Source organism: Caballeronia mineralivorans PML1(12) (assembly GCF_001028175.1).
GTDB lineage: Bacteria > Pseudomonadota > Gammaproteobacteria > Burkholderiales > Burkholderiaceae > Caballeronia > Caballeronia mineralivorans.
The window spans coordinates 21,406-46,505 of the sequence record NZ_AEJF01000152.1; the positions used below are offsets into that span (position 1 = coordinate 21,406).

Annotated in this window: 26 protein-coding genes; 14 read left to right on the forward strand and 12 right to left on the reverse strand. The window is 60.6% G+C overall.

What is annotated here, in order from left to right:
• Positions 1–4 precede the first annotated feature (4 nt).
• The 3 genes from EOS_RS25585 to EOS_RS25595 all read right to left on the reverse strand — a co-directional run bounded on the left by EOS_RS25585 (position 5) and on the right by EOS_RS25595 (position 2,332).
• Entirely contained in the window at positions 5–421 is a 417-nt protein-coding gene (locus EOS_RS25585) for a response regulator (protein WP_047894978.1), read from the reverse strand.
• A 103-nt stretch (positions 422–524) separates the two neighbouring features.
• Positions 525–1,484 carry an aldose 1-epimerase gene (locus EOS_RS25590; RefSeq protein ID WP_082163522.1) on the reverse strand — a complete coding sequence of 320 codons (960 nt, stop codon included), beginning with the start codon at positions 1,482–1,484 and terminating at the stop codon, positions 525–527.
• Positions 1,485–1,531: 47 nt separating this feature from the next.
• On the reverse strand, positions 1,532–2,332 hold the full coding sequence (locus EOS_RS25595; RefSeq protein WP_047894979.1) for a phytanoyl-CoA dioxygenase family protein: 801 nt from the start codon (positions 2,330–2,332) through the stop codon (positions 1,532–1,534).
• A gap of 306 nt (positions 2,333–2,638) precedes the next feature.
• On the opposite strand from EOS_RS25595, the gene EOS_RS25600 reads away from it, so the two are divergent.
• From EOS_RS25600 to EOS_RS25625, 6 genes are all read left to right on the forward strand, one after another.
• Positions 2,639–3,697, forward strand: a complete 1,059-nt coding sequence (locus tag EOS_RS25600) for a LacI family DNA-binding transcriptional regulator (RefSeq protein WP_047895040.1) — start codon at positions 2,639–2,641, stop codon at positions 3,695–3,697.
• A gap of 124 nt (positions 3,698–3,821) precedes the next feature.
• Positions 3,822–4,835: an ABC transporter substrate-binding protein gene (locus EOS_RS25605; protein WP_047894980.1), complete on the forward strand. Its 1,014-nt coding sequence runs from the start codon at positions 3,822–3,824 to the stop codon at positions 4,833–4,835.
• Positions 4,836–5,017: 182 nt separating this feature from the next.
• Positions 5,018–6,580, forward strand: a complete 1,563-nt coding sequence (locus tag EOS_RS25610) for a sugar ABC transporter ATP-binding protein (protein WP_047894981.1) — start codon at positions 5,018–5,020, stop codon at positions 6,578–6,580.
• On the forward strand, positions 6,577–7,563 hold the full coding sequence (locus EOS_RS25615; RefSeq protein ID WP_047894982.1) for an ABC transporter permease: 987 nt from the start codon (positions 6,577–6,579) through the stop codon (positions 7,561–7,563). Before EOS_RS25610 ends, EOS_RS25615 begins: the two co-directional genes overlap by 4 nt.
• A 12-nt stretch (positions 7,564–7,575) precedes the next feature.
• Complete coding sequence (locus tag EOS_RS25620) at positions 7,576–8,532, forward strand: ABC transporter permease (RefSeq protein ID WP_047894983.1); 957 nt, start codon at positions 7,576–7,578, stop codon at positions 8,530–8,532.
• Positions 8,533–8,617: 85 nt separating this feature from the next.
• Positions 8,618–9,223 carry an alpha-ketoglutarate-dependent dioxygenase AlkB family protein gene (locus tag EOS_RS25625; protein WP_047894984.1) on the forward strand — a complete coding sequence of 202 codons (606 nt, stop codon included), beginning with the start codon at positions 8,618–8,620 and terminating at the stop codon, positions 9,221–9,223.
• Between the two features lie 6 nt (positions 9,224–9,229).
• Here the strand turns inward: EOS_RS25625 and EOS_RS25630 are convergent, their stop codons facing one another.
• The 8 genes from EOS_RS25630 to EOS_RS25665 all read right to left on the reverse strand — a co-directional run bounded on the left by EOS_RS25630 (position 9,230) and on the right by EOS_RS25665 (position 17,376).
• Positions 9,230–9,622 carry a RidA family protein gene (locus tag EOS_RS25630; protein WP_047894985.1) on the reverse strand — a complete coding sequence of 131 codons (393 nt, stop codon included), beginning with the start codon at positions 9,620–9,622 and terminating at the stop codon, positions 9,230–9,232.
• A 194-nt stretch (positions 9,623–9,816) separates the two neighbouring features.
• Entirely contained in the window at positions 9,817–10,107 is a 291-nt protein-coding gene (locus EOS_RS25635) for a hypothetical protein (RefSeq protein WP_047894986.1), read from the reverse strand.
• 116 nt (positions 10,108–10,223) lie between these two features.
• Positions 10,224–11,861, reverse strand: a complete 1,638-nt coding sequence (locus tag EOS_RS25640) for a gamma-glutamyltransferase family protein (RefSeq protein WP_047894987.1) — start codon at positions 11,859–11,861, stop codon at positions 10,224–10,226.
• 47 nt (positions 11,862–11,908) lie between these two features.
• A complete protein-coding gene (locus tag EOS_RS25645; RefSeq protein WP_047894988.1) occupies positions 11,909–12,775 on the reverse strand; it encodes an ABC transporter permease in 867 nt (288 codons plus the stop codon).
• The gene (locus EOS_RS25650; RefSeq protein WP_047894989.1) at positions 12,775–13,719 is read right to left on the reverse strand and encodes an ABC transporter permease; all 945 of its coding nucleotides are present in this window, start codon (positions 13,717–13,719) and stop codon (positions 12,775–12,777) included. The genes EOS_RS25645 and EOS_RS25650 overlap by 1 nt, the downstream gene beginning before the upstream one ends.
• A gap of 7 nt (positions 13,720–13,726) precedes the next feature.
• Complete coding sequence (locus tag EOS_RS25655; RefSeq protein ID WP_047894990.1) at positions 13,727–15,229, reverse strand: ABC transporter substrate-binding protein; 1,503 nt, start codon at positions 15,227–15,229, stop codon at positions 13,727–13,729.
• Positions 15,230–15,244: 15 nt separating this feature from the next.
• Positions 15,245–16,339 carry an ABC transporter ATP-binding protein gene (locus EOS_RS25660; protein WP_047894991.1) on the reverse strand — a complete coding sequence of 365 codons (1,095 nt, stop codon included), beginning with the start codon at positions 16,337–16,339 and terminating at the stop codon, positions 15,245–15,247.
• Positions 16,336–17,376: an ABC transporter ATP-binding protein gene (locus tag EOS_RS25665; RefSeq protein ID WP_235442970.1), complete on the reverse strand. Its 1,041-nt coding sequence runs from the start codon at positions 17,374–17,376 to the stop codon at positions 16,336–16,338. The genes EOS_RS25660 and EOS_RS25665 overlap by 4 nt, the downstream gene beginning before the upstream one ends.
• Before the next feature lie 207 nt (positions 17,377–17,583).
• Here EOS_RS25665 and EOS_RS25670 point away from each other — a divergent pair, with 207 nt between their 5' ends.
• The 3 genes from EOS_RS25670 to EOS_RS25680 all read left to right on the forward strand — a co-directional run bounded on the left by EOS_RS25670 (position 17,584) and on the right by EOS_RS25680 (position 20,167).
• Positions 17,584–18,447: a LysR substrate-binding domain-containing protein gene (locus EOS_RS25670; protein WP_047894992.1), complete on the forward strand. Its 864-nt coding sequence runs from the start codon at positions 17,584–17,586 to the stop codon at positions 18,445–18,447.
• A gap of 181 nt (positions 18,448–18,628) precedes the next feature.
• Complete coding sequence (locus EOS_RS25675) at positions 18,629–18,904, forward strand: hypothetical protein (RefSeq protein WP_047894993.1); 276 nt, start codon at positions 18,629–18,631, stop codon at positions 18,902–18,904.
• Positions 18,905–19,192: 288 nt separating this feature from the next.
• Positions 19,193–20,167 carry a PDR/VanB family oxidoreductase gene (locus tag EOS_RS25680; protein ID WP_047894994.1) on the forward strand — a complete coding sequence of 325 codons (975 nt, stop codon included), beginning with the start codon at positions 19,193–19,195 and terminating at the stop codon, positions 20,165–20,167.
• 7 nt (positions 20,168–20,174) lie between these two features.
• Here EOS_RS25680 and EOS_RS25685 read toward each other — a convergent pair whose 3' ends face one another.
• Positions 20,175–21,098 (reverse strand): LysR family transcriptional regulator, encoded by a 924-nt coding sequence (locus EOS_RS25685; protein WP_047894995.1) that lies wholly within the window; start codon positions 21,096–21,098, stop codon positions 20,175–20,177.
• 117 nt (positions 21,099–21,215) lie between these two features.
• Between EOS_RS25685 and EOS_RS25690 the strand changes: the two genes are divergently transcribed.
• The 5 genes from EOS_RS25690 to EOS_RS25710 are packed head-to-tail and all read left to right on the forward strand — an operon-like array spanning position 21,216 to position 25,095.
• On the forward strand, positions 21,216–22,508 hold the full coding sequence (locus EOS_RS25690) for an aromatic ring-hydroxylating oxygenase subunit alpha (protein ID WP_047894996.1): 1,293 nt from the start codon (positions 21,216–21,218) through the stop codon (positions 22,506–22,508).
• Between the two features lies 1 nt (position 22,509).
• The gene (locus EOS_RS25695; RefSeq protein WP_047894997.1) at positions 22,510–23,007 is read left to right on the forward strand and encodes an aromatic-ring-hydroxylating dioxygenase subunit beta; all 498 of its coding nucleotides are present in this window, start codon (positions 22,510–22,512) and stop codon (positions 23,005–23,007) included.
• Between the two features lie 23 nt (positions 23,008–23,030).
• Positions 23,031–23,396 (forward strand): hypothetical protein, encoded by a 366-nt coding sequence (locus tag EOS_RS25700; RefSeq protein WP_047894998.1) that lies wholly within the window; start codon positions 23,031–23,033, stop codon positions 23,394–23,396.
• Positions 23,393–23,947 carry a nuclear transport factor 2 family protein gene (locus tag EOS_RS25705; RefSeq protein WP_235442971.1) on the forward strand — a complete coding sequence of 185 codons (555 nt, stop codon included), beginning with the start codon at positions 23,393–23,395 and terminating at the stop codon, positions 23,945–23,947. The genes EOS_RS25700 and EOS_RS25705 overlap by 4 nt, the downstream gene beginning before the upstream one ends.
• Positions 23,944–25,095 (forward strand): amidase, encoded by a 1,152-nt coding sequence (locus tag EOS_RS25710; RefSeq protein WP_047894999.1) that lies wholly within the window; start codon positions 23,944–23,946, stop codon positions 25,093–25,095. Before EOS_RS25705 ends, EOS_RS25710 begins: the two co-directional genes overlap by 4 nt.
• Positions 25,096–25,100: the final 5 nt, after the last annotated feature.

Sequence of the window (25,100 nt, forward strand, 5' to 3'; positions counted from 1 at the left end):
GTTTTTACGATTTTTGGCCGCCAGAAAACGACGCAGCAATCACCGTTTCTATCGCCGTGAACGACACGGGCTTCACCAGATGATGATCGAAGCCAGCATCGCGGGCTTCCTGCTTGTCGCTGTCCGCGCCGTAACCGGTCAACGCGATCAGCAAAGCCGTTTTTGTCACTGCGCGCGTGCGCAATTCCCGCGCGACGTCGAAGCCGCTCATTCCCGGCAAGCCGATATCCAGGATCACTACCTCGGGCGCGAAGTCATCGACTATCGCGAGGGCGCTCGGGCCGTCGTGCATGACGCGCACCTCATGACCGAGCGTCTCGAGCAACATCGACATGGCTTCGGCTGCATCGACGCTGTCGTCGACGAGCAAAACCCGGCGCGGTTGTGTTGATTCGCCCGGCGCGCCGTCGATCGTCGTCATTGTGCTTCCCTGCATTTTTGAGATTTCTGAACGTGCTCTTACGGTTGATCAATCAAGCACGCGGATAATTTCAGGATGATACCGGGAAAGTGGAAGGCGGCTGTCAGGTGGTTGCTAATCCGGGACCGCGCGGTGTCCAGCCGAAGCGCGCCGTGCTTGTCTCGCCCGGCATCAACACCCCGCCGCCCACGTCCTCTCGCAACGCATCGAGATTCAGAAAATCCACCGTATTCGTCACCGGTTCCACGCACAGCAAATCCCGATGCGCCGCGGGTGCGTATAGGACCATGTGGTCGAACGGGGTATCAGCGGAAAGCGTGACGCTGCGGTGTTCGTCAGGCCAGTCGATGATCGCGGACCTCGACCAGCGGGCGAAGTTGTTGTCCAGATCGAAGGTATCGGCGGATAAGCCTTCCGGCGATGCCAGCAGATCAACGCATGGATGTGCACCGAGAAACGTCGGCAGGAGATCCTTTGTGGCATGCCACATCGCGCGGACGTTGGTGCGGATGCGCGTGGCGGGCGTGCGCGGGTAGTAAGGATGGTGGCCCATGCCGAACGGCATGGGTCGATCGGCGAGATTGCGCATCGACATCGTGACGAACAAGCCTTCTGAAGCGTCAAGTTCAAAACGCTGCGTCGCTTCGTATCGATACGGCCAGTGGTGCGCCGGTTCATCGCCGGGTTCGTGGTTCAGGTGTAACTCGACCGCGGTTGCCGATACCGAGCCAACACGCCACGGCCGCCGCCACGCGTGCCCATGCAGCGCGTGATCGAACGAGTTGCCATCGCGGGAGAGATCGACCTTTTGGCCATCGAAAACAAAACGCGCGTCGCGAAGGCGATTGCAATACGGCAGCAAGGGAAAGCTCGCCATGCCAAGCGGGTTGCAGGAGGCGAGCGCGTCAGCCGAAGCGGGACGCAGCCAATGCCACGGCGTGGCGCTAGTGACCCTGTCTGGCAGATCATAGAACGCCGCGATCGCGCCGCCTACGTGCGGCGCAAGCAACACCCGCCGATCCCCCGAGCGCAGTTCGATTAGCTCGCGATCATTCAACGCGATGCGAAACGCGTCGTTAGCGTGCTTCGTGGTGGGCTTGGCGGTGGCGTTCAATATGCGAACCGCTGATAACTTTCGTCGAAGGTCCGCGGCGTCTTCTCGACTTGCGGGCTGTAGCGCAGCAGCCGTTTTCCGCGTGCAGGCAGTGCGGCGAACACGTCGCGTGGCACTTGTATTTGCACTTCCGGCCGGAAATACCACGAGCGGCTATAACCGATAACGACCATCGGACGCGGGGTATCCGTGAAATTCGGCGTTCCTCGATGTAACCCGCGCACATCGCGGATCATCACGTCGCCGAGTTGCATCGGGACACGTTCAGCCGGGAACTTGCCGCGAGCCAAACCCGCAAGCGCCTCCTGCCGCGATATCCGATGCGTGCCGCGCGTCGTTTCCAGCGAGCCGTTTCGTTCATCTACATCAACGAGCGGAAAATTCACCGCCAATTGGAACGACGGTGTTTCGGGGAAGTCATCGAACAAAGGTGGCGTGTCGCGATGCCAGCCCTGGAAGTCGGAACCACGCACGGGGGTATCGGTGGCGAGCTGACACATCACCGGATCAGGCCCGGCGATTCGCTCGACGATCCCCAGCACGTCGTCGTCGCAAAAAATGGCGGGGTCGGCGAATTCGCCTTCGAACGGCAACGTGACGTAATACCGGCCCGGCCCGCGATTGCCGCTGCCGCCCTGCTCCTGCGCCGCGTCTGCATGGGGCTTAAACAGCCGCTCGAAAGCCGCGCGCCATGTTTCGAGCGTCGCACGCGAGAAATGGCTCGGCAGCAGGACAAAACCATCACGTTCGAAATCCTCAGCAAGCGTTTCGCGAGCGCGCTCGTCGTAGCGGGCCATCGTCGTCTCCTTGTGTTGCGCCACGCGAGTCGGGCGCGGTCGGCACGTGCGGCTTTCATCGAACCGACAGCCACGCGTGTGCCCCGAGAATCGCATGATCGTTATCGGCTAGTCAATATTATTAGTAATAGTACTTAGATCAGCCTAATCGCGTTGAAAGCCATGTATATCAGTGGTTTCGGAGCGTTGTCGGTAGGAAATATTAGTGGTACTGTCGGCGGCATCCAAAGAACGTTTCAGCGCATCGACAACGCCGCCTTTTCGCGGCCTCAAAAAATGAAAAAATCCACGCAACGCCGTCCGACGATGACCGACATCGCGAAGCTGACCGGCGTGTCGCAATCCACCGTGTCGCTCGTGCTGAACAACGCGACCGGCGCGAAATTCTCCGATACCACGCGCAACAAAGTACTCAAGGCGGCGCAGGATCTCGGCTACCGGATGACGACGCGCGAGCCGTTGGACGCAGCGATCACGGCGGATGAAAAGAACCTGATTGTTTATTTAGCGGACGAGATTTCGACAAGTCCGCATCCGGTGGTGAACATCGACGGCGCACGCGATACAGCGTTCGCAAACGGCCGGATGCTGGCGGTTTACTCGACGCATGGCAACGCGGAAATCGAGCGGCAAGTACTCGACGCGACGCTGACCAATCCGAACGTCCTCGGCGTGATCTACGCAACCGTGTACACGCGCAAGGTGACGCTTCCGGCTGCGCTTTCAAAAGTGCCGACAGTCTTGCTGAACTGCTACACAAGCGATTCAGAGCTTTCATCGGTGGTTCCGGCCGAGGTCGCGGGTGGCCATACCGCGACGGAATATTTGCTGAACGCGGGGCATCGAAGAATTGGGTATGTGAACGGCGAGCCCTGGCAAGACGCGTCGCGCGACCGGCTGAAAGGGTATCGGATGGCGCTCGCGACGGCTGATCTTCCATTCGCCGCCGAGCTGGTGCGTGAGGGTGACTGGAGCTCGGGTTCTGGCTTCGAACAAACGCTTTCCCTGATGCGCGAATCCAACCCGCCGACCGCCATTTTCTGCGCGAACGACCTGATGGCGCTCGGCGCGATCGAAGCGCTCAAGCAGCTTGGGCTACGCGTGCCGGAAGACGTATCGATACTCGGTTACGACGATCAGGAAATCGCCCGGCATACTCATCCGCCGCTTTCCACGGTCGTCTTGCCGAACTACGAACTGGGCCGATGGGCCGTCGAAACGCTGCTCCAGGAAGAGCACAACCGCGCCGCCGGCGCCCCCGTTCGTCGACGCACCGTGAAGCTCGATGGACCGTTGGTCGAACGCGCATCGGTAAGGGTAATCACCGTAGCAAAACAGCCAGAAATTAATAATATTAGCGATTGATCAATAATAGAATTCGGTGAAGTAATCGTCGCACGCCGACTTATTGAGATGGAGCGGAGAAGACGGAAAACAGAGCGGGACCGAAGCACCTAAAAAAGCAGGACCATCCATACCGGAGGAAGACATGCTGTCGCTTGAAAACTTCAACAAATGCAAATTCCCGTTGCGCGTGCTTGCCGCGTCCGTGCTCGCGCTGTCGATGTCGGTGGGCTTCAGCATCGCCCACGCCGATGACGCCGGCCTGCCGAAACTCGCGAACAAGAAGCCACTGCGCGTCGGCTTCGCTCAGACCGAGAGCAACAACCCGTGGCGTCTGGCCGAAACCAAGAGCTTCAAGGACATCGCGGCGAAGTGCGGCTGGCAACTGGTGATGACCGATGCGAATAGTTCGGCATCGAAACAGGTCGCCGATATCCAGAGCATGATCGCGCAGCACGTCGACCTGATCGTGTTCCCGCCGCGTGAAGAAAAGCCGCTTGCGCCAATCGTGTTGCAAGCTAAGAAAGCGGGTATTCCCGTGATCCTGGTCGACCGTAACGTGGATCAATCGGTCGCGAAAGCGGGCCAGGACTACATCACGTTCATCGGCTCGGATTTCATCGACCAAGGGCAACGCGCGGCCAACTGGCTGATTAAAGCGACCGGCGGCAAGGCCAAGATCATCGAGCTGGAAGGGTCGACGGGCGCGTCCGCTGCGAACGATCGCAAGAAGGGTTTCGACGACCTGATCGCGAAGAATCCGGGTATGCAGATCGTGGCATCGCAAAGCGGCGATTTTGCGCGCGACAAAGGCCGGCAAGTCATGGAAACGCTGCTCCAGGCGCATCCCGATGTAACCGCCGTCTACGCGCATAACGACGAAATGGCGCTCGGCGCAATCGCTGCGATCAAGGCGGCTGGCAAGCAGCCGGGCAAGGACATCACGATTGTGACTATCGACGGAACGAAGGGCGGCATGGACGCGATCGCCGCCGGCGAACTCGGTGCGAGCGTGCAGTCGAGCCCGTTCTTCGGCCCGCTCGCATGCGACGTGGCGCAGAAGTTCGCGAAGGGTGAAACGATCCCGCCATGGGTGAAAGTCTCCGACCGCTTCTACGATAAAAGCAACGTAGCGCAGAGCATGCAATACGGCTATTAAGCGGACGCCTTCAGCGAACGTGTGACGCTTGGTACAGAGCAACGAAGGTGTTCGAAGCGGCGCGCCCGGTCTTTAGCGGGCCGTCGCTTCTTTTGTATCCGGCGGATGGACCGCATTGATCGCGGGAAACCAACGCCAGGGAGACGCGCTAGATGAACACGCCGCAATCTGGATCTTCCTCCATGACCCGCCCGCCGCTGCTCGAGATGCAGGACATCGACATCAGCTTTGGCGGCGTAGCCGCGTTGCGCCATGCGCGGTTGTCCGTGTCAGCCGGAGAGGTGCATGCGCTGATCGGACAAAACGGCGCGGGTAAATCGACGCTCATCAAGATTCTCACCGGCGCCTATCGGCGCACGGCCGGCACCATTCGCTTCGATGGTCGCGAAGCCGATTTCCGCAGCCCGAAAGAAGCACGCGAAGCCGGTATTAGCACGATCTATCAGGAGATCAATCTCGTCCCGTTCCGCTCGATTGCCGAGAATATTTTTCTGGGCCGCGAGCCGCGCCGGTTTGGCTTGATCGACTGGAAGACGATTCATCGGCGCGCACAGGAATTGCTCGACTCCTTTGGCTTGCAGATCGATGTGAGCAAGCCCGTGCGTGAGTTTTCGACGGCCATTCAGCAAATGGTGGCGCTGGCGCGGGCGGTATCGTCGGAGGCGAAGATGGTCATCATGGACGAGTCCACGTCCTCGCTCGATGAACGCGAAGTCGAGTTGCTGTTCAGCGTCGTGCGGCGTTTGCGCGATGATGGCCGCGCAGTGATTTTTGTGTCGCATCGGCTGGATGAATTGTATGCGCTATGTGATCGCGTCACCGTGATGCGCGATGGACAGACCGTGGCGCAAAGCCCGATGGCCGCGCTCGACAAACTGCAACTTGTGACCACCATGCTCGGCCGCACGCTCGCTGCCGTCGTGCATGAAGACAGCGCCGTGAAGGAAGCCAATCTCGCGAAACGCGGGGCGACGGCGATCAGCGCGACGAACATCGGTGCGGGCGCGAAGGTGACGGACGTATCGCTCGATGTTCACTCAGGCGAGGCTGTCGGTCTAGCCGGGCTGCTCGGCTCGGGCCGCACGGAAACCATGCGGCTGATGTTCGGCGCGGATCCGGCCGAGCGGGGTTCGCTTTCCATCAATGGCAAGCCAGTCACGTTCAAGTCGCCGCAAGACGCGATTGCGCGTGGTATCGCGTATCTCACCGAGGACCGCAAAGGCGATGGCATCGTGCCCGAGTTGTCGGTGCGCGACAACCTCACGCTCGTGTGTCTGCGTACGCTGACAAAACGCGGCGTAGTCGATGTCGCGCAGCAACGGGAGATCGTGGATCGGTTTATCGAATCGCTGGGGATCAAATTGCGTTCACCCGATCAGCCGATTCGGGAATTGTCGGGCGGTAACCAGCAGAAGGTTTTGCTGGCGCGCTGGTTAGCGACGAACCCAAGCTTGCTGCTACTCGACGAGCCCACACGAGGAATCGATGTCGGCGCGAAAGCCGATGTCGCCAAGATCATCCGCGACTTGCGCGACTCGGGGCTGGCGGTGTTGCTGTCGGCATCGGAACTGGAAGAGCTCACTGCGGTGGCCGACCGCGCGGTCGTGATTCGCGATGGCAAGAGCGTCGCCGAACTCGACGGCGCGCGCATGAGCGAGGCGTCGATCATGGACGCGATCGCTTACGGATCAGGCGAGGAATCCGCGCTGGCCGAAGCCGTCGATGCTAAAGAAGGTCAGCCATGAATCAGAAAACGCAGCCGGCCACAGCCGCCCCGCTTGTACAAGCAGCGCCGAAGAAGAAGTATCGAATCACGGTTCAACGCGAGATCGCCGTGCTGCTCGCGATGATCGTCTTCAACTTGCTCTTCACGCAGCACTTCTGGTCGCTGCAGACCTTCAACGTCAACCTGACGCAAGTGGTGACGATTGTGATCGTCGGCATTGGGATGACCCTGGTCGTGGCGACGGGGGGTATCGATTTATCGGTGGGCGCGTCGATGGCGATTGCGGGTTCGCTCGCGCCGATGATCTTCATGAACATAGCGGGACCGTTCGGCATTGCATTAGCCTTTGTCTTGCCCGTAATGGCCGCCGCCCTCTGCGGCGTGTTCAACGGCTTCCTCGTGACGAGGCTTGCCGTGCAGCCGATTGTCGCGACGTTGGTGCTGTTCATCGCGGGAAGGGGCATTGCGCAAGTGTTCACCGATGGCAGCCTGCAAGCCTTCAACAACCCTGCGTTCCAGTGGATCGCGCTGGGTCGCGTGGCGGGCGTACCGGCGCAAGTGTTCCTGATGCTCGCGCTCGTCGCGTTGTTTGCATGGATCGTGCGCAAGACCTTATTCGGGCAGTACTTGCTCGTGACGGGCGGCAACGAACAGGCCGCCTACTTGAGCGGCATTCCAACGGCGCGCGTGAAGATGATCGCGTACACCTTGTGCGCAGCGCTCGCGGGGTTGGCGGGGTTGATATCGATATCCGTGAATTCTTCGTCGGATGCCAATGTGATTGGCGTAGGTTCCGAGCTCGATGCGATTGCTGCGGTCGCGGTCGGCGGGACGGCGTTGACGGGCGGCAAGGCGTACATAGTCGGGACGTTGATTGGCGCGCTGATCATCCAGTTGCTGCGATATACCCTCCTCGCCCACGGCATTCCCGACGCGGCCGCGCTCGTGGTGAAAGCGGGCATCATCATTGCCGCAGTGTATGTACAGCGGCGTCAGCGCTAGGGAGATATCGACGTGAAAAAGAACCTTCCCATTCTGTTGGCGTTAGCGGCGTTGCTCGTACTCGGCGTGCTTCGATACGACCACTTTGCATCGGCCTACAACATCAATTCATTCTGGCGATACAACTCGATGTTCGCGTTGATATCGGTGGGTATGGCGTTCGTGATCATCACGGGTGGCATTGACTTATCGGTGGGCGCGGTGGCGGCGTTGGCGAGTGTTGTAGCGGCGTTGGCAAGTCCACATGGCGGCATGGTCGCAGTACTGGCCGGCGCGGGAGCGGGACTCGCGGTCGGCATGTTGAACGGCCTGGTCATTACGCACATGCGGATCTTGCCGTTCATCGTGACGTTGGCGACGAGCCTCGGAGCGCATGGAATGGCGTTATTGCTGGGGCATAACGATGCCGTCTCAATCGCGCCCAGTTCGAGTTTCGGCAACTTCGGCCAAGGCGATTTATTGGGGCTGCCGATACCGGGAATCGTGGCGGCCGTCGCTGCGATATTGGGCTGGCTGGCGCTAAGAAGCACACGCTTCGGGCGACATGCGCTTGCAATAGGCGGCAGCGAAGAAGCATCGCGTTTAATGGGGTTGAATGTGGACCGGACGCTGGTGGCCGTCTATGCGTTGAGCGGTTTGCTGGCCGGATTAGCGGGCGCGATTCTCGCTGCGCAGTTCGGCGCGGGCCAGCCAAACGAGGGCGTGGGCTGGGAGTTGTTCGCGATATCGGCGGTGGTGTTGGGCGGGACGTTATTGACCGGCGGACAAGGATCAATAGCAATGACGATTGCCGGCGTCACGCTGCTGGGTTTGGTGTTCAACCTGCTCAACTTCGAGAACGGCTTGGGTTTTATAAGCCTGTCGGCGTATTGGCAATCGGTAATACGGGGCGTGTTTTTGTTGCTGGTGATCGTGCTGCAAGCTCGGGTGTTGAGGAAGCGGGTGACGGTGACGAAGCTTGCTCATTGAGATATGAGAGCGCAAGCTCCGAGGCTGACAATCTGCTAACTTATGGTGACTAACCCAGCCCCGCCCCAGAAGGCGAAAAGCCGCCATGTTCGACCTCTTCGACGACATCCCCAAGCCCGACATCGTCTGGCTGCCAGACTGGCTGGATGCAGCGACTGCATCGGACACGTTAGCGGCGCTGATCGATGAAATCACCTGGCAGCAGGACGTCATGAACACGCCCGCCGGCAAGGTGCCCTTCCCGCGCTTGACGGCCTGGCAGGGGGACCCCGGCGCGGTCTACGTGTACTCCGGCATCCGCAACATTCCCAAGTCGTGGACCCCGACGGTCCTGACGTTAAAAACACAGGCAGAAGCAGAATCGAAGACCCGCTTCAACAGTGTGTTGCTCAACCGCTACCGCACGGGTATGGACAGCATGGGCTGGCATGCGGACAAGGAGCGCGAGTTGGGGCCACAACCGGTCATAGCCTCAGTGAGTTTGGGAACGACGCGAACCTTCGAGTTCCGGCATACCAAAACCCGCCAGACGCATGCGCTTCAACTCACGCACGGCAGCTTGCTCATCATGCAGGGTCGCACTCAACTCGACTGGGCGCATAGAGTGCCGAAGGAACCGGAAGCTCGCGGCGAACGGATCAACCTCACCTTCCGTTACGTGGATTCGTCGGCGACGCCGAAACGCCCATAGATAGGCTCAACGCTTGGCGACAAAATCAATCTCGACAAGTGCATCGCGAGCCAACCCCGTCACGCCGATACACGTGCGCGCCGGCAACGGCTTAGGCAAGAAATAGCCTTTATAAACCTCGTTCATCGCGGCGTAATCGCGTTTGAATTCAGTCAGGAAAATCCGCACGCTAACCACGTTATCCAACGACAACCCGATCCCTTGCAGCACAAGAATCAGGTTATCCATCACCCGTCGCGTTTGCGCCTCAACGCCCTCGGGCAAGGGCTTCGAGTCATCGGCGGGATCGGTCGGCATTTGACCGGTGAGAAACACCCAGCCATCCGCTTCGGCTGCGTGAGAAAAAGGACCGACCGGCGTGGGCGCGGTATCGACCATCGAAAAGGTGGGCAGCGTCATTGCGTCTCCTTAAAAAGCACAGATCGATAACGTAACGGATCAAAAATCCGGACGCCGGGCTAGGAGATCACAAATTCATACGATCATGCGCCAATGAAAAGGGCCGTTCCAACGTCGATCGGAACGGCCCTTCTTTGTGCGGAATATTTCGCGATCCAACCGGCGCCTTAGCCGATCAGAGCGCCAGTCAAAACTCAATCACGGTCACCGTGGTGGTCGCCGTGCCAGCCGTGATCCCGCCCTTCGTCATGGCGCCATTCACGGTGACGCCATTCGCGTTCGCGCCAGCCCTCGTCGCGATAACCACCATAGCCGCCGTAACCATAGCCCACGACGACAGGCGGTGGCGGCGCAACGTACACCGGTGCCGGCGCGTAGTAACCCGGCACGCCGATCCCCACGGAGACATCGACGTGAGCGGACGCCGCCGCTGACACCATCAACGCGCTCAAGCCCAGTACAGCACCCAGGATCTTCTTATTCATTGTGTCTCTCCGTGCACATGGTGTGCAAACGTGTTGTTTACGCAACCGAGTGTAGGAGGAGCTCGCTGATACAGGTGCTACCAGAATGCGATAAAGGTAACGAAGCGTATCTTTTCTTAGAACCCCGCCGCCAGTCCATCTCTGCGGCTATCGCTGGCTGCCACGTAACCGCGCTCGGGATCGTTGCGGTCCAGCTTCCAGATGTACTGGCCCGAACCGAAGTCCATATAAGGATCGTCGACGGATTTGATCGTGTGGCCCAGCTCTTCTAGCGCCTTCACCGTTTCGTGATCAAGCGTCGATTCAACATCGACGGTGAAATCGCGGTTGACCTTCCAGCGCGGGGCATCGCAGGCAGCTTGCGGTTGCTGGCCGTAGTCGAGCAACCGCACGATGGACTGCAGATGGCCTTGCGGCTGCATGTCGCCGCCCATCACGCCGAAGCTCATCACCGCTTCCTGAGTACCGTTCACCTCTTGCGTCAGGAACGCTGGAATGATGGTGTGGAACGGCCGCTTGCCGCCTTCCACCACGTTCGCGGATTTCGGGTCCATCGAGAAACCAAACCCACGGTTCTGCATCGCGATACCGGACTCCGGCACGACCACGCCTGAGCCGAAGCCCATGTAGTTCGACTGGATGAAACTCACCATCATGCCGCGTTCGTCAGCCACCGACATATAGATCGTCCCGCCCGCCGGCGGCATGCCGAAGTCGAAGTGCTTCGCCTTGTTCGGATCGATAAGCTTGGCGCGCTCGGTGAGATACGCGTCGTCGAGCATCTGCTCCGGCGTGACGTCCATGGAGCGCGGATCGGCGACGTACTGATAGACATCGGCGAAAGCGAGCTTCATGGCTTCAATCTGCAAATGCTGCGACTCGATCTTGTCGACAGCCAGCGACTTCACATCGAATTTATCGAGGATACCGAGCGCGATCAGCGCGGCGATGCCCTGCCCGTTCGGCGGAATTTCATGCACCGTATATCCGCGATAATCCTTCGATATCGGCTCGACCCAGTCGGCCTTGTAATTACGCAGATCGGCCGCCGTCATCGCGCCGCCGCCCTGCTTCGAGAACGCGGCGATCTTCTCCGCGATCTCGCCTTCGTAATACGCACGCGGTCCATGTTCGGCCAGCGCACGCAGGGTCTTCGCGTGACCCGGGTAACGCATCAGTTCGCTGACCTCCGGCGCACGGCCGCGCGGCATGAAGGCATCGGCGAAACCGGGCTGGTCTTTCAACTCCGGGATCGCCGCCGCCCACTTGTACGCGACGATGTTCGCCACCGCATGCCCGCGCTCGGCGATTTCAATAGCCGGTTCCATCAGATCGCCGAACGGCAGCGAGCCGAACTTCACGTGCAGCGCTTCCCATCCCGCGATCACGCCGGGCACGGTGACCGCGTCCCAACCGCGTTTCGGCTGGTTCGCCAGGCCGCCTTGCTCGCCGTATTTGTGCTTGAAGTAATCGACATTCCAGGCCGCCGGAGACACGCCCGACGCGTTCAGCCCGTGCAGCTTCGTGCCATCCCAAACGAGCGCAAACGCATCGCCGCCGAGGCCGCACGAAACCGGCTCGACCAGCGTAATCACAGCCGCCGCAGCGATGGCCGCGTCGACGGCGTTACCGCCTTTCCACAACATCCTCAAGCCGGCTTGCGCGGCGAGCGGATGCGAAGTGGACACAATATTGCGCGCGAACACGGGCAAGCGCGGGGTGGGATAGGGGTTCTGCCAGTTGAAGCGGGTCATGGGAAACTCGTCTCTTTGATTGAAGAAGGTATTGGGTTCAACGGGGTTCAAAGCTCACGCGGATCGAGTGCGTCCCGCAATCCATCGCCGAGCAGGTTGAAGCCGAGCACCGCCAGAAAGATGGCGATGCCCGGAAAGATCGACATCCACGGCGCCTGGCTCACGAAGTCCTTTGCGGTGTTCAGCATCGATCCCCACGACGGCGCGGGCGGCAATTGCCCGAGACCGAGGAACGACAGGCTGGCTTCCGCGATGATCGCCATGGCGACTGTGAGACTGGCCTGCACGATGATCGGCGGCAGCACGTTCGGAAAAATATAGCGGACGATAATGCGGAAGTGCCCAAGCCCGATGGCGCGCGCGCCTTCCACATAGTCTTCGGCCTTGACGCTGATTGCCTGGCCGCGCGTGAGGCGCACGAAGCGCGGCATCGCGGAGACGCCGATGGCGATCATCGCGTTCGTGAGACTGGGCCCAAGGAACGCAGCGAGCGCAATGGCGAGGATCAGGAACGGGATGGACAGCAGCGCGTCGGTGAAGCGCGAGATGATGCCATCGACGAGTTTGCCGAAGTAGCCCGCGAGCAAACCGAGCGGTACGCCGATCACCACAGCAATACCCACCGACACCACACCCGCCAGCAACGAAGCACGCGCGCCCCATAGCAAGCGCGTGAGCACGTCGCGACCGAGTTCATCGGTTCCAAACCAGTGAGTAGCCGATGGCGCCTGCCGCACCGTCATGAAGCTCGCCTGAATCGGATCGTAGGGCGAGAGCCACGGTGCAAAGATAGCCACGAGTATCACCAGCAGCACAATCGCCGCGCCCGCGACAGCCGCACGATTGCGCATGAAGCGACCCAGTGCGCGATTGCGCTTACGACGCGGCAAAACAGTTTCCGCAATAGTCGCCATCAGCTTCTCCTCAGCCGCGGGTTGAGCAGAATGTACAGAACATCGGCGAACAGATTCACCACGATAAATCCCACCGCCGTGACGAGCACCACGCCTTGAACGACGGCGTAATCGCGATTGAAAACGGCATCGACTACCAGCTTGCCGAAGCCCGGAATCGTGAACACTTGCTCCGTCAATACGGCGCCCGCGAGCAGTTCACCGAACAGCAACGCAAGCACGGTGACGATCGGAATCAGTGCGTTACGGAAGCCGTGCTTGACCACGACAGCGCCGCGTAACAGCCCTTTCGCACGCGCTGTCCGGATGTAGTCGCTGCGCAGCACGCTCAGCATCGCGCTACGCGTGTGGCGCATCAACTGCGCGCCGAGCGCCGCGCCAAGCACAAACGCGGGCATCAGCATGGTCTTGATGCTCAACCAGAAGTCCTCGGTCGGCGACACATATCCCGACGATGGCAACAACTGCCATTTCACCGATACCAGAAAGATCAGGATGATCCCGAGCCAGAAGTTCGGTATCGACATGCCGGTAAGCGCGAGCACATTTGCGCCGTAGTCGAGCGCACGTCCCTTGTTGGCCGCCGATAAAACCCCCAGCGGCAAACCAATGCCGATCGCGAAGATCATCGCCATGATGGCGAGTTGCAGCGTCACCGGCAACTTCTGCGCGATGAGCCTGGTCACCGGGACATCTGTTCTCAGCGATGCGCCGAGATCGCCATGCAGGATGTCCCGCACCCAGAGCGCGTACTGCACGGGCACGGGTTCATCGAGGTGATATTTCAGCCGCAATGTAGCGATGACCTGTGGGTTCTGGTCTTCGCCGGCCATCGCCAGAACCGGATCGCCGGGTAGCATTTTTTGCAGGCCGAAGATCATCATCGACACCAGGATCAGTGTCGGGATGGCTACGAGCGCGCGGTTGGCGATGATTCGCAACATAAGCGTGCTATCCCTTGATGCTCACGCCGCGCAGACGAATCAAGCCGTCGGGATAGGGCGCAAAGCCCTGCACCTTCTTGGACATCGCGTACGGCCACGGCTGGGCGTAGAGGTAGATGATCGGGTCTTCATCGGCGAGGAGCTTTTGCGCGGCGTCGTAGATCGGCTTGCGTTCGACGACCGTCGGTTTCACGCGCGCGTCGTCCAGCAGCTTGTCCACGTCGGGATTGCAATAGCGCCCGTAGTTCAGGTTGCCCTTGCACGTCACGAACTGATGCAGGTTGCCATCCGGGTCCGTGCGGCCAGACCAGCCCAGATACAACAATTCAAAGTCGCCTTTCGTCGATGCATTGAGCGCCGCGGCGTAGTCAGTCGGACGCAGCTTCAGGTTGATGCCGGCTTCGGAGAGCATGGCTTGCAGCATCTGCGCCATCTGGTTCGATACCGTGTTGTTGCCGAAGGTCAGCTCCACATTCAGTTGCTCGAAACCCGCCGCCTTCAACAACGCCTTCGCCTTCGGGATATCGCGTTTGGTGGTCTTGATCGATGCATCGAAGTACGGGCTGTTTGTCGGTATCGCCTGGCCGATTGGCGCGAAAATTCCGCCACCGATCACCTGGTTGATCGCGTCACGGTCGATGGCAAGCTCGAACGCCTGGCGCACACGTTTGTCCTTGAACGCCTTCGGCGCGCGCGGTCCGTTCGAGACGTTGAAGGTCAAGTCGTAGAAACCTAAGCCGCTCATCGAAATGAAGTTGAGGTTCTTGTCGCTCTTCACCGATGCCACATCGGAAGGCGCAAGACGTTCCAGCATGTCGAGCGAACCCGAACGCAGGTTCGCGAGGCGCACGGTGCTGTCGGGAATCGGCTGGAAGATGACCTTCTGGATCGGGTATTTATCGGCGTCCCAGTAGCCAGCGAATTTCTGCAGCACCACGCGGTCGTTCTGCACACGCTCGACGAACTTGTACGGACCGGAGCAGACCGGATGCGTGGAAACTCCCGCGTCATCGGTGAGCGTTTTCGGCGCGAGCATCATGCCGGCGCGATCGGTGAGCGTCGCGAGCAACGCGGCGTCCGGTGCTTTTAAGACGATCGCGACGGTGGAGTCGTCGACCACGTCTACGTGATCTATCGATGCCAGTTCGCTCTTGCGATTGCTCGCGGGCATCGAGCGCGAACGGTCGAGGTTCGCCTTGACGGCGGCGGCGTTGAACGGCTCATCGTCGTGGAATTTCACGCCCTGGCGCAGCTTGAACGTGAGTGTCTTGTTGTCGGCGCTCATGCTCCAGGAGGTGGCGAGCATGGGCACGATCTTCAGGTCCGGGCCGATATCCACCAGCGAATTGCACAGCGAACTGAACACAATCCGATCGACCACCTGCCCGCTACGTGCCGGATCGAGCGTACCGATATCGTCCTGCAAGCCAATCCGGATAGTCGAGTTCGACTGAGCCATCACGGCGCTGGTACTGGCGGCAAGCGCCGCGGCCAAGAGAATTTTTCGCATCTGAATTTCCCCGTTTTATCGTGTGTTCGATTGTTCTTGAATGCTGTTGTCGGCCAGCGTCTGGCGCTGCCGATACACCGCGAGCCGCTCGGTGAGCTTCGGGCTGACGACGGAAACCAGCGGCGCGCCGCCGCCCGCGTTTTGTATCTCGCGCCAGAAATGGCACGCGACGCGATGGCCGTTTCCCAGGGTTTCGCTCACCGGTTGCTCGTCGGCGCAACGCGCTTTTGCGTGCGGACAACGTGGATGAAAACGGCAGCCCGAAGGCGGCGTGGTCGGACTTGGCAGATCGCCCGTCAATGAAGGTTTGCTGCGGCGCTGTTGTGGGCTGCTCGCCGGAATCGCCTGCAATAACGCTTGCGTGTACGGATGCAAAGCTTGATCGAAGAGATCGTCTACATCAGCCAATTCCACGATTTCGCCGAGATACATCACCGCCACGCGATCACTCATGTGGCGGATCACCGCGAGGTCATGCGCGATCATGATCAGCGTCAGGCCAAGCTCCTGCTTGAGCGACTCGAGCAGATTGATCACCTGGGCCTGCACGGAGACATCGAGCGCGGACACGGGTTCATCGCCAACAATCAGTTTCGGCTCGCCCGCCAACGCACGAGCAATGCCGATACGCTGCCGCTGCCCGCCCGAAAACTCATGCGGATATCGCTCGGCGTAACCCGGCTGCAAGCCGACTGTGCGCAGCAGTTCAGCCACACGTTCATTGCGTGCGCTGCCCTTTGCAAGACCATGCAACGCAATGGGCTCGCCGATAATCTGCCCCACCGTCATCCCCGGATTCAGCGATGCAAACGGGTCCTGGAAAATGATCTGCATCTCGCGTCGCAGGTGGCGCATGGGCTCGGTGCCAAGGTGCGTGATATCGCGGCCTTGATAGATCACGCGGCCTTCGGTGCTATCGATAAGACGCAGCAGCAGACGTCCGAGCGTCGACTTGCCGCAACCGGATTCACCGACGATGGCGAAAGTCTCTCCCTGCTGCACGGAGAACGAGACCCCGTTGACCGCGTAGACGGTTGGCGCACGCGTGAACATGTTTCTGGTGCCGCCGAAGTGCTTCGTGAGTTCTTGCGCTTCGATAATGGGGTTCATGCGGTGGCCTCGCTCAAAGCGACCGCTTCAACCGGCGCGACCCAGCACGCCACCCGGTGCGAGCCGTCGACTACTTTATCCGGCGGCACTTGATCGATACATCGCTGCTCGGCGAACGGACAACGCGGCGCGAACCTGCAACCTTTCGGCATTTGCTCCGGCGATGGCACCGAGCCACGAATAGTCGCCAACGCGCCTTCGCGCTTCCCCACCGATGGAATCGCGCCCATCAAACCAATGGTGTAAGGATGCTGCGGGTCATCGAAGATTTCATTCACCGAGCCATATTCCACGATCCGCCCCGCATACATCACCGCGACGTAATCGGCCACTTCGGCCACGACGCCAAGGTCGTGCGTAATCAACACCATCGCCGTGCCGGTTTCGGCCTGCAGGCTGCGCACCAGCAATAAAACCTGCGCCTGGATGGTCACATCGAGTGCGGTGGTGGGTTCATCGGCGATCAGCAATTGCGGGCGATTGGCGAGCGCCATGGCGATCATCACGCGCTGGCGCATGCCGCCCGACAACTCGTGCGGATACGCATCGAGCCGCGTTTCCGGCGCGGGAATGCGCACGAGGCGCAGCATATCCAGCGCAACCTTCCGCGCCGCCGCGCCCTTCAATCCACGATGCCTTTGCACGCATTCCGCGATCTGATGCCCGATGGTGAACGCGGGATTGAGCGAGGTCATCGGCTCCTGGAAGATCATCGACATCCGGTTGCCACGGATATCGGCGAGTTCGCGTTCGGTCAGCTTGAAGAGGTCGCGGCCGTCGAACATCGCCTTTCCCGCGACGATATTCGCCGGCGGGCTCGGCAACAAACCCATCAACGCCAGCGACGTGACGCTTTTGCCGCAACCCGACTCCCCGACGATGCACAGCGTTTCGCCCGCGTTCACGGAGAACGAGACGTCCTCGACGAGATTCGGGACGTGCGCGGCGCGTGAGAATTTCAGCGAGAAGCCGCTGACTTCGAGTACGGGGTGCTTGGCAGGTTGATTCACCTGATCGGGGAGATCAGGCTGATTCACAGGCAGCTTGTTTAACGTCGACAAATTCCAATACTCCGCTGCGTGGCAAAACGGGCGGCGAGCCGGAGCCCTTATTCGGTTGCGGGCTGGTTGCCGCAAAACGGCGACTCGCGAGTCACGAAATTTTCATAAGTAATTATGTCGGTCAGGATGCATCAGGAAATATTAAACTTTCTTTTTGATGCTTAACTTTCTCTTGAATAACCAATGCCGACTATTCGAATGCTGAAGACGTTTCGAGCGGTTGCGCGGACCGGCTCGTTCGCGGCCGCCGCCGACAAGGTCGCGCTCACCCAGGCGGCTGTCAGCTTGCAGATGCGCGGGCTGGAGCAGGCGCTTGGCCGCCAGTTGTTTGACCGCAGCGCGCGCCAGATCGTGCTGAGCCGGCAGGGGCACGAGATTCGTCCGAAGGTCGAGCAGATACTGGATTTGCTTGATGAACTGGAAGCCACGCCGGCTGGGTCCATGCAGGGGCCCGTGGCGATCGGCGCTGTTGTCTCGGTGATTGGTGCGCTCTCGTTGGGCGTCGCCCGGCTAAAGACAGCACACCCTGGGCTGGATGTCCGTTTGTTGTCCGCCCGCTCGGATGAGCTGACAGTCATGGTGGAGCAAGGGGAAGTGGACATTGCGGCGGTGGTGGCGCGGCCCGATCAAACCCTGCCTGACACGCTCAAGTGGACGCCGCTATACACGGAGCCACTGATGCTTATTGTGAGCCGCGAGATCACGGATACGGATCCACGCCGGATCCTTGCCTCATACGGTTTCTTGCGTTTCGACCGGCGGGTGCGCACGGGCGTGGTCGTGGATCAGGCACTGACGGCGCTCGGACTGGAGGTGAACGAGTATCTGGAACTGAACTCCATCGAGACAATTGTCGCGTTGGTGAGGAAGAACGTGGGGGTGACGGTGTTGCCGCAACTGCATCGCGCGGGGTGGCAGACGGATCCGTCGCTGCGGCTGATTTCGATTGCACAGCCGGCGATTCTGCGGACGGTCGGGATGATCGAGAGGGCGTCGTATGGGCGCAGCGGGATCACCGCGGCCATCATTGATACGCTGCACGATTAGCTTGCTTGCGCCGGGCGAACGCAAAAACCCGCATCTGATTATTCACCGATCCCGAATAGTTAATTCAAAACTATCGAGACAATACTTCGATAGTAAGGGTATACACTGCATTTCATCGACGCAGTGAGCAACAAAAGCCAGCCACTGCGCCCCTTAAAACCCAAGCAAATCGGAGCGCATCATGAACAAGAATCTTATCGCCACGTTGTTGATCGCCACTTCTGCTGCCTTGGCAGCGCCGGCATTCGCAAGCAGCGGCTACGGCCCGGCACCTTCGTACAACCCGCTCGTCGGCGCACCGGCATCGCAACGCGGCCAAAGCGCACAAACCGTTGCGGCGGAAAACGCACAAGCTAACACCGACGCAAAGTCGTACGGCGGCGTGCAAGACACGCAATCGCAATCGGGCAGCCGTGTCCGCGCGAGCAACGAACTGTCGACCTACTCGCATAGATAATTCCGAGGCCGTACGGCCGGGAGCGATCGATCAACATCCGCTCCCGTCGTAACGCCAAAGAGTGCAAAAAGCCGATGCCGGGAGAACTTGCGTTCTCCCGGCATCGGCTTTTTGCATTTCTGCACGGTAAGCCTTATCTTCGATAAAAATAAACTGGACTGATACCACGATCAATTTATTATCGATTTGGCCTATGTGGAATCTGCCTGTATTTTCCATTACAGCGCGCTCCGGCCAAATCCCTTGATGCCGTACCGCGCGTCAATCGTAAAACAGCCTCCACAAGCCATGAGTTCTTCCCTGATCACCGTCTGCGTCAATGCCGTGCGCGACGAGGCCCCCGGCATCCGCTCCTACGCCATCTCGCGCGTCGACGGCGCGCCGCTTGACGCGTACGAGCCGGGCGCTCACATCGACGTAACCAGTCCCTCCGGCGTCACGCGGCAATACTCGCTGTGTGGCGACCCGGATCACCTGGAGCAGCATCTTTTTGCGGTCAAGCGCGAAGACGCGTCGCGTGGAGGATCGAGTTCGTTGCACGACCACGTGGAGGCTGGCACGCATTTGATAATCGGGCCGCCGCGCAACCTGTTTCGCCTCGACGCAACGGCCACCGAACATATCCTGATCGCGGCCGGGATCGGCATTACGCCGCTACTCAGCATGGCGTACCGCCTGGTTCGCCAGAAAGCCTCATTCAAGCTGCACTATTTCATTCGCGACCACGCCAGCGCGGCATTCCTCCCGTTGCTCTCGCAACCGCCATTCGCCGATCACGTGGCGCTTCACTGCGGCGTCGATCCGGATCGAGTCGATGCCGAAGTCATGGGGTGTCTCGTGGGCGTGAACCGCAACGCCCACCTCTACACATGCGGCCCGGGCGCGTTCATGGACAGAGTGGTGAGCGTTGCGGAACGATACGTCCCCGCTGAATCAATACATCTCGAACGGTTTGCCGCCGATCCCGCTGCGACCGCCGCCATAGCGCCTGCTCGCGATTCCTTCGAAGTGGAAATCGTCAGCACGGGATCCAGAGTGCGGGTGAACAAGGGCATGTCGATCGTGGAGGCGCTTGCGTCCATCGACATCCTTATCGACACGTCATGTGGCGAAGGCATTTGCGGCACCTGCATGGTCGATGTCGTCAGCGGCGAGCCTGAGCATCGCGATCAATGCCTGAGCAAAGCGGAGCGCGCGGGCGGTGCGGTCATTTGCTGCTGCGTCTCGCGTTCACGGTCTCCGCTTCTCGTCCTCGACCTCTAGCGCCGCCCTACGGAAACTGATCGAAGGTCTGCACCATCTCGCTCAGCAGTTCTCTAAGCCAGGCGTTGCCTTCGTCGTTGTCGAAGTTCTCGTGCCAATGCATCGTGACGGTCGCACCGGGTAATTGCACCGGCAATTCGTAGACCCGAAAGCGTCCATCGCGGTTAAAGATCTGGGCTAGCCGGCGCGGCAGGGTCGCGTAGTAATCCGTGACAGCGAGCACGCTGGGCAATGCGACGAAGTGCGGCAATTCCAGCAGTGTATTGCGCCCGACGCCCTGCGAGCGGAACGCGTCTTCCAGTGCGTGGTGACTGTGTTCGACCGACAATATTTGCACGTGCGGCGCTTCGGTAAACGCGGCCAGGCCGATTTGCGCGCCGCTCGGCAACCCCCGGCGCTTGCGCGTCATGCAGACATAGGTCTCCTCGAATAACAGCCGATGGCGCGTTCGCGCCGTGAGCTCCGGCAAATTGCCGATCGCGAAATCCAGCCGGCTTACCCTCAACGCTTCTTCAATCTCCTCCACGGGCGTCGGCTCGATACGCAACTTGACGCGCGGCGCAAGCCGTTGCAACGCCGCGCAGATCGGCGGCAGATACGCCAATTCCCCCGCATCCGATAACGACAGCCTGAAGGTCCGCGTACTGATGCTCGGATCGAAGCGTTCTGCATAGCGCAGTGCTTCGCGCACCGTATCCAGCGCCCGCGCCACGATGGCGGCCAGTTCGAGCGCGATTGGCGTCGGCTGCATGCCAACGCGCGTGCGGATAAAAAGCGGGTCGTCGAAGAGCGTGCGCAGCCGCCCGAGCGAATAGCTGACCGCCGGCTGCGACAACGCCAGCCGCTGCCCCGCGCGCGTCAGGCTGCGTTCTTCGATGATCGCGTTGAAGACACGTAGCAGGTTGAGGTCGACGTGATCGATAGAGGTCATGATATTTGCCGCATTGATGAACCTACCGATTTTAGATGAATTTGACCTATGGGCACCAGCGCCCGACACTTCGATTCATAACTAGCGTCACGGCCCTCCACTCTACTCAGGTCATCGATGAGCGATTTCCCCCACACGGCCTCTCAGGCCATCGACACGAGCGCGCTCTACAAGCGTGCCGAAGCCGACCGCGTTTCGCCGTCGCTTTATAACGATCCTGCGATTTTCGAAGCAGAGCTCGAACGCATCTTCTACAAGACGTGGATCTGGGTTGCCCATGAAAGCGAACTCCCGAAGCCGGGCGACTTCCGTACAACGACAATCGGACGCCAACCGGTGATCGTTGTCCGCGACAAGACCGGTGCAATCAATGTGCTCGAGAACCGCTGCCGCCATCGGGGCGCCACCGTATGCGAGCAGCACAAGGGCAACGCGCGCGGCTTTACCTGCCCTTATCACAGCTGGTCGTACGCGCTCGACGGCGCACTGCGCGCGCTGCCTTATGGCGACGGTTATGAAGGTATCGTCGATAAAACCGAACTGCCGCTGAAAAGCCTGCGCGTCGGTGTCTATCAGGGGCTGATTTTCGCGAGCTTCGACCAGTCGATCGAACCGCTGGAGGATTTTCTCGGCGGAGCGAAACCGTGGATCGACCTGTTCATGAAACAGGGCGCGGGATATCCGGTCAAGGCGAACGGCGAACACAAGTTCAAGTTCAAGGGCAACTGGAAGATCCAGCTCGAAAACACGACCGACCTGTATCACTTCCCGGTCGTCCACAAGTCATGGATGAAGACCATCGACGACGAAACCGCTGCCGCCATTACCAGCTTCATGACCAGCGACAAAGCGTTTTGCCGCTCGCTTGGCAACGGCCATAGTCTTGCTGTCCTGGTGCCCGAGATCGTCGACCTGGACGAAGACAACGGCGCGCCTATTCCGGCGCGCTACGAGGCCCTCGCGGAGTCTCTGGCGAAAGACTATCCGCCCGATCAGGTGAGGCGAATCGTGCGCTCGCTGATGGGCGTCGGCTTCAATCTGAACCTGTTTCCCAACCTGGCGTTGTCGATGGCGTTTTTCCGCGTGCTGCGGCCCATTTCCGTCGAGGAAACCGAGATCCGTCATGTTGCACTCGGCATGGACGGCGGCCCCGAGGAAGCCAACCGGGCGCGCTTGCGCGTGCATGAACATTTCCAGGGCCCATTCGGTTTTGGCAGCCCCGACGACGCCGAAGCGTGGGAGCGCGTGCAGCGCGGCTCGCATGCCGGACCCGATGTGCCGATCCTCGTCAATCGCGGATTGAACCGCGAAACCACGGCGGCGAACGGCGAAAAAACGGCACATGCCACCGACGAAACCGGCATGCGCGCCGCCTACGCGAAATGGCGCGAGATGATGGAGCAGCAATAACATGGACGATACCAACGCCCTCTTCATGCAGCCCGCGTTTGCGAAAGCCGTGCAGTTCATCTGGCGCGAAGCCGAACTGCTGGATCGAAAGGATTATCGCGCGTGGCTGGAACTGTGGTCATCCGACGGGTTCTACGTGGTTCCCATCGACCCGGCGGCGACCGACTTCGCAACAACACTGAACTACGTCTACGACGATCGCCACATGCGAGCCTTACGCGTGCAACGGCTGAGCTCGGGTTATTCACCGTCCGTCACGGACGCCGCGCGCACGGTACGCACCGTGTCGCGTTTCACAATCTCGAGTGACTCGGCGGACACGGTCGACGTACGCTCCGCGCAGGTGGTCGTGGCGTACAAGCGCGGTGTCGCCACGCTGTTTGCGGCGGACGTGGAGCATCGCATCAACCTGTCAGACGGTGAACCGCGCATCGAGCAGAAGGTTGTCAGGCTGATCGATTCCACCGACGCGCTCAGCGCGATCGGTTTCCTGCTCTAGTGCACTCCCGGGAGAAATCCACCATGACGGACAACGTATCGCTGCCTCTGCGCGTACTGTTTTGCTGCGGCGTGACCCAGAATTTCTTCGACCTTCCGCGCGAGCAGATCAGCGCGGTCTGGCAAGCGTATGGCGTCATGCTGAAGAGCATCGAGGCCATGGAAGAGGTCAAGGTCCTCGGCATCATGGACGACGACCGGCTCGTCGTGGGTCAGGCTGACAGTGCGCCGTGGACCTTCTACATCATGGCCGATGTCGCTAGCTTCGACACAGCGGCGGCCGTCTGCAACCTGTACCGGAGCACGCCCGTGGGTGAATACAACCTGTGGCGCTACGGCAAGATCGAAGCCCGCGTAGGCCGCGCACTGACCGTGCCGAACCCGACATGAACGAGCCGTCGAACGAGATGATGAAAGCGACGCTGGCCGAGATGACCGCCCGGCTCGCCGTGCTCGAGGCTGAGCGCGCGGTACGCCGGACCATGACGCGATACATGGCGCTGTGCGACGTTCCATCGGGCGGCTTACAGAACGAGACGCTTGCCGCGCTGTTCAGCGAAGATGCCGTATGGCAAGGCGTTGGTCCGCAGTACGCAGAAAAGTTCGGCGCGCTCACCGGCCGCGAATCGATCGTCGCGATGCTCGCGCGCTATCTGCCGCCCACGCCGCATTTCCGCGTCAACACGCACTTCCTGACATCGGAAACAATCGATGTCGACGCCCGCGCGGCGCATGCCACGGGACGCTGGATCATGTTGCAGGCATCGGGCTATGTGACGGGAGGCGCCGAGTTGATATCCGCGAGACTTGAAGTGGATTTCGTGCCGGCCACCGATGGCAAGAGCTGGCTCATCAGGCATTTCCGTACGCAGCGCCTGTTCGATGCCCCCTGGCAGGTTCATCCCTCTCCCGCCGGCGCCCTCGGCACCCTTCGGCAATGAACGAATTCATCAGCGAATTTACGCTTGGCGACGCCGACGGCCCGGCCATTGCGCTCAAGGACACCATCGACGTCGCGGGTTATCCGACGACGGCGGCAAGCCGCGCGCTGGCAGACGCGCCGCCGGCGGAACGTCATGCGGAGGTGGTGGACCGCCTGCTCGCGCAGGGCTGGCGAGTGGTCGGCAAGACCAACATGCACGAGCTGGCGTTCGGCATGACCGGAATCAACGACTACACCGGCACACCCGATAATCCACAAGATGAGACGCTCATTCCCGGCGGCTCGTCGAGCGGATCGGCTGCGGCGGTCGGGCTGCATCTGTCGAGTGCGGCGCTTGGAACCGATACCGGCGGCTCTGTGCGCGGTCCGGCGGCGTGCTGCGGCGTGATCGGCATGAAGCCGACGTTTGGGCGGGTGTCGCGACGCGGCGTCGCGCCTGCACGGACTACGCTCGATTGTGTCGGACCGTTTGCGCGCGAGATGCTGACGCTGATCGACGTGATGGCGGCTATCGCTCCCGGTTTCGATGAAGGCGTGGCGAACACGTTGCCGTCTTCGCTCAGGATCGGCGTGGCGTCCGTCGATGCAACCCGCGAGATCAGCGACGCCGTGACAAACGCTCCATCGCTAGCGGGCTTTGCATCGCGAAGCATCGAATTGCTCAACTTGCGTGCCGCTTTCGATGCAGGCCTGACCGTGATCAACGCCGAAACATGGGCAGCGTTCGGGCATCTGCTCGAGACCGGCAAGCTCGGTGCGGATCTGGACGCACGCCTGCGCGCTGCGTCGAAGACAACAGAGGCGGACTTGGTCGTCGCGGAATCGGTGCGCGCCCGCTTCACCGCCGAGGTCGATCATGCGTTGCAAAGCGTCGACGCCATCGTGCTGCCGACGCTGCCCGCGCTGCCGATCACACTCGAGGCGGCGAGAAACGGCACACCGGTGATTGCCATGTCATCCTTGATCCGGCCGTTCAATCTTAGCGGTCATCCGGCGCTCAGCCTGCCCCTGCCAATAGCCGGTTCGCCTCTGCGTGCAGGGTTGCAGATCGTCGGGCGCAGGGGTGCGGACGAACTCGTGTGCGCCATCGCTGCGTGCTTTGAAGCTTGTTTCGAGGCTTGTTTTGAAGGCGCGCTCGCTCAATGATAGGA

What these genes read in the sequence shown, in the direction of transcription:
- EOS_RS25585 (WP_047894978.1), bottom strand. Translation starts at nt 421, where the DNA reads ATGACGACGATCGACGGCGCGCCGGGCGAATCAACACAACCGCGCCGG.
- EOS_RS25595 (WP_047894979.1), bottom strand. Translation starts at nt 2,332, where the DNA reads ATGGCCCGCTACGACGAGCGCGCTCGCGAAACGCTTGCTGAGGATTTC.
- EOS_RS25600 (WP_047895040.1), top strand. Translation starts at nt 2,639, where the DNA reads ATGACCGACATCGCGAAGCTGACCGGCGTGTCGCAATCCACCGTGTCG.
- EOS_RS25605 (WP_047894980.1), top strand. Translation starts at nt 3,822, where the DNA reads ATGCTGTCGCTTGAAAACTTCAACAAATGCAAATTCCCGTTGCGCGTG.
- EOS_RS25610 (WP_047894981.1), top strand. Translation starts at nt 5,018, where the DNA reads ATGACCCGCCCGCCGCTGCTCGAGATGCAGGACATCGACATCAGCTTT.
- EOS_RS25615 (WP_047894982.1), top strand. Translation starts at nt 6,577, where the DNA reads ATGAATCAGAAAACGCAGCCGGCCACAGCCGCCCCGCTTGTACAAGCA.
- EOS_RS25625 (WP_047894984.1), top strand. Translation starts at nt 8,618, where the DNA reads ATGTTCGACCTCTTCGACGACATCCCCAAGCCCGACATCGTCTGGCTG.
- EOS_RS25630 (WP_047894985.1), bottom strand. Translation starts at nt 9,622, where the DNA reads ATGACGCTGCCCACCTTTTCGATGGTCGATACCGCGCCCACGCCGGTC.
- EOS_RS25635 (WP_047894986.1), bottom strand. Translation starts at nt 10,107, where the DNA reads ATGAATAAGAAGATCCTGGGTGCTGTACTGGGCTTGAGCGCGTTGATG.
- EOS_RS25640 (WP_047894987.1), bottom strand. Translation starts at nt 11,861, where the DNA reads ATGACCCGCTTCAACTGGCAGAACCCCTATCCCACCCCGCGCTTGCCC.
- EOS_RS25645 (WP_047894988.1), bottom strand. Translation starts at nt 12,775, where the DNA reads ATGGCGACTATTGCGGAAACTGTTTTGCCGCGTCGTAAGCGCAATCGC.
- EOS_RS25650 (WP_047894989.1), bottom strand. Translation starts at nt 13,719, where the DNA reads ATGTTGCGAATCATCGCCAACCGCGCGCTCGTAGCCATCCCGACACTG.
- EOS_RS25655 (WP_047894990.1), bottom strand. Translation starts at nt 15,229, where the DNA reads ATGCGAAAAATTCTCTTGGCCGCGGCGCTTGCCGCCAGTACCAGCGCC.
- EOS_RS25660 (WP_047894991.1), bottom strand. Translation starts at nt 16,339, where the DNA reads ATGAACCCCATTATCGAAGCGCAAGAACTCACGAAGCACTTCGGCGGC.
- EOS_RS25670 (WP_047894992.1), top strand. Translation starts at nt 17,584, where the DNA reads ATGCCGACTATTCGAATGCTGAAGACGTTTCGAGCGGTTGCGCGGACC.
- EOS_RS25675 (WP_047894993.1), top strand. Translation starts at nt 18,629, where the DNA reads ATGAACAAGAATCTTATCGCCACGTTGTTGATCGCCACTTCTGCTGCC.
- EOS_RS25680 (WP_047894994.1), top strand. Translation starts at nt 19,193, where the DNA reads ATGAGTTCTTCCCTGATCACCGTCTGCGTCAATGCCGTGCGCGACGAG.
- EOS_RS25685 (WP_047894995.1), bottom strand. Translation starts at nt 21,098, where the DNA reads ATGACCTCTATCGATCACGTCGACCTCAACCTGCTACGTGTCTTCAAC.
- EOS_RS25690 (WP_047894996.1), top strand. Translation starts at nt 21,216, where the DNA reads ATGAGCGATTTCCCCCACACGGCCTCTCAGGCCATCGACACGAGCGCG.
- EOS_RS25695 (WP_047894997.1), top strand. Translation starts at nt 22,510, where the DNA reads ATGGACGATACCAACGCCCTCTTCATGCAGCCCGCGTTTGCGAAAGCC.
- EOS_RS25700 (WP_047894998.1), top strand. Translation starts at nt 23,031, where the DNA reads ATGACGGACAACGTATCGCTGCCTCTGCGCGTACTGTTTTGCTGCGGC.
- EOS_RS25705 (WP_235442971.1), top strand. Translation starts at nt 23,393, where the DNA reads ATGAACGAGCCGTCGAACGAGATGATGAAAGCGACGCTGGCCGAGATG.
- EOS_RS25710 (WP_047894999.1), top strand. Translation starts at nt 23,944, where the DNA reads ATGAACGAATTCATCAGCGAATTTACGCTTGGCGACGCCGACGGCCCG.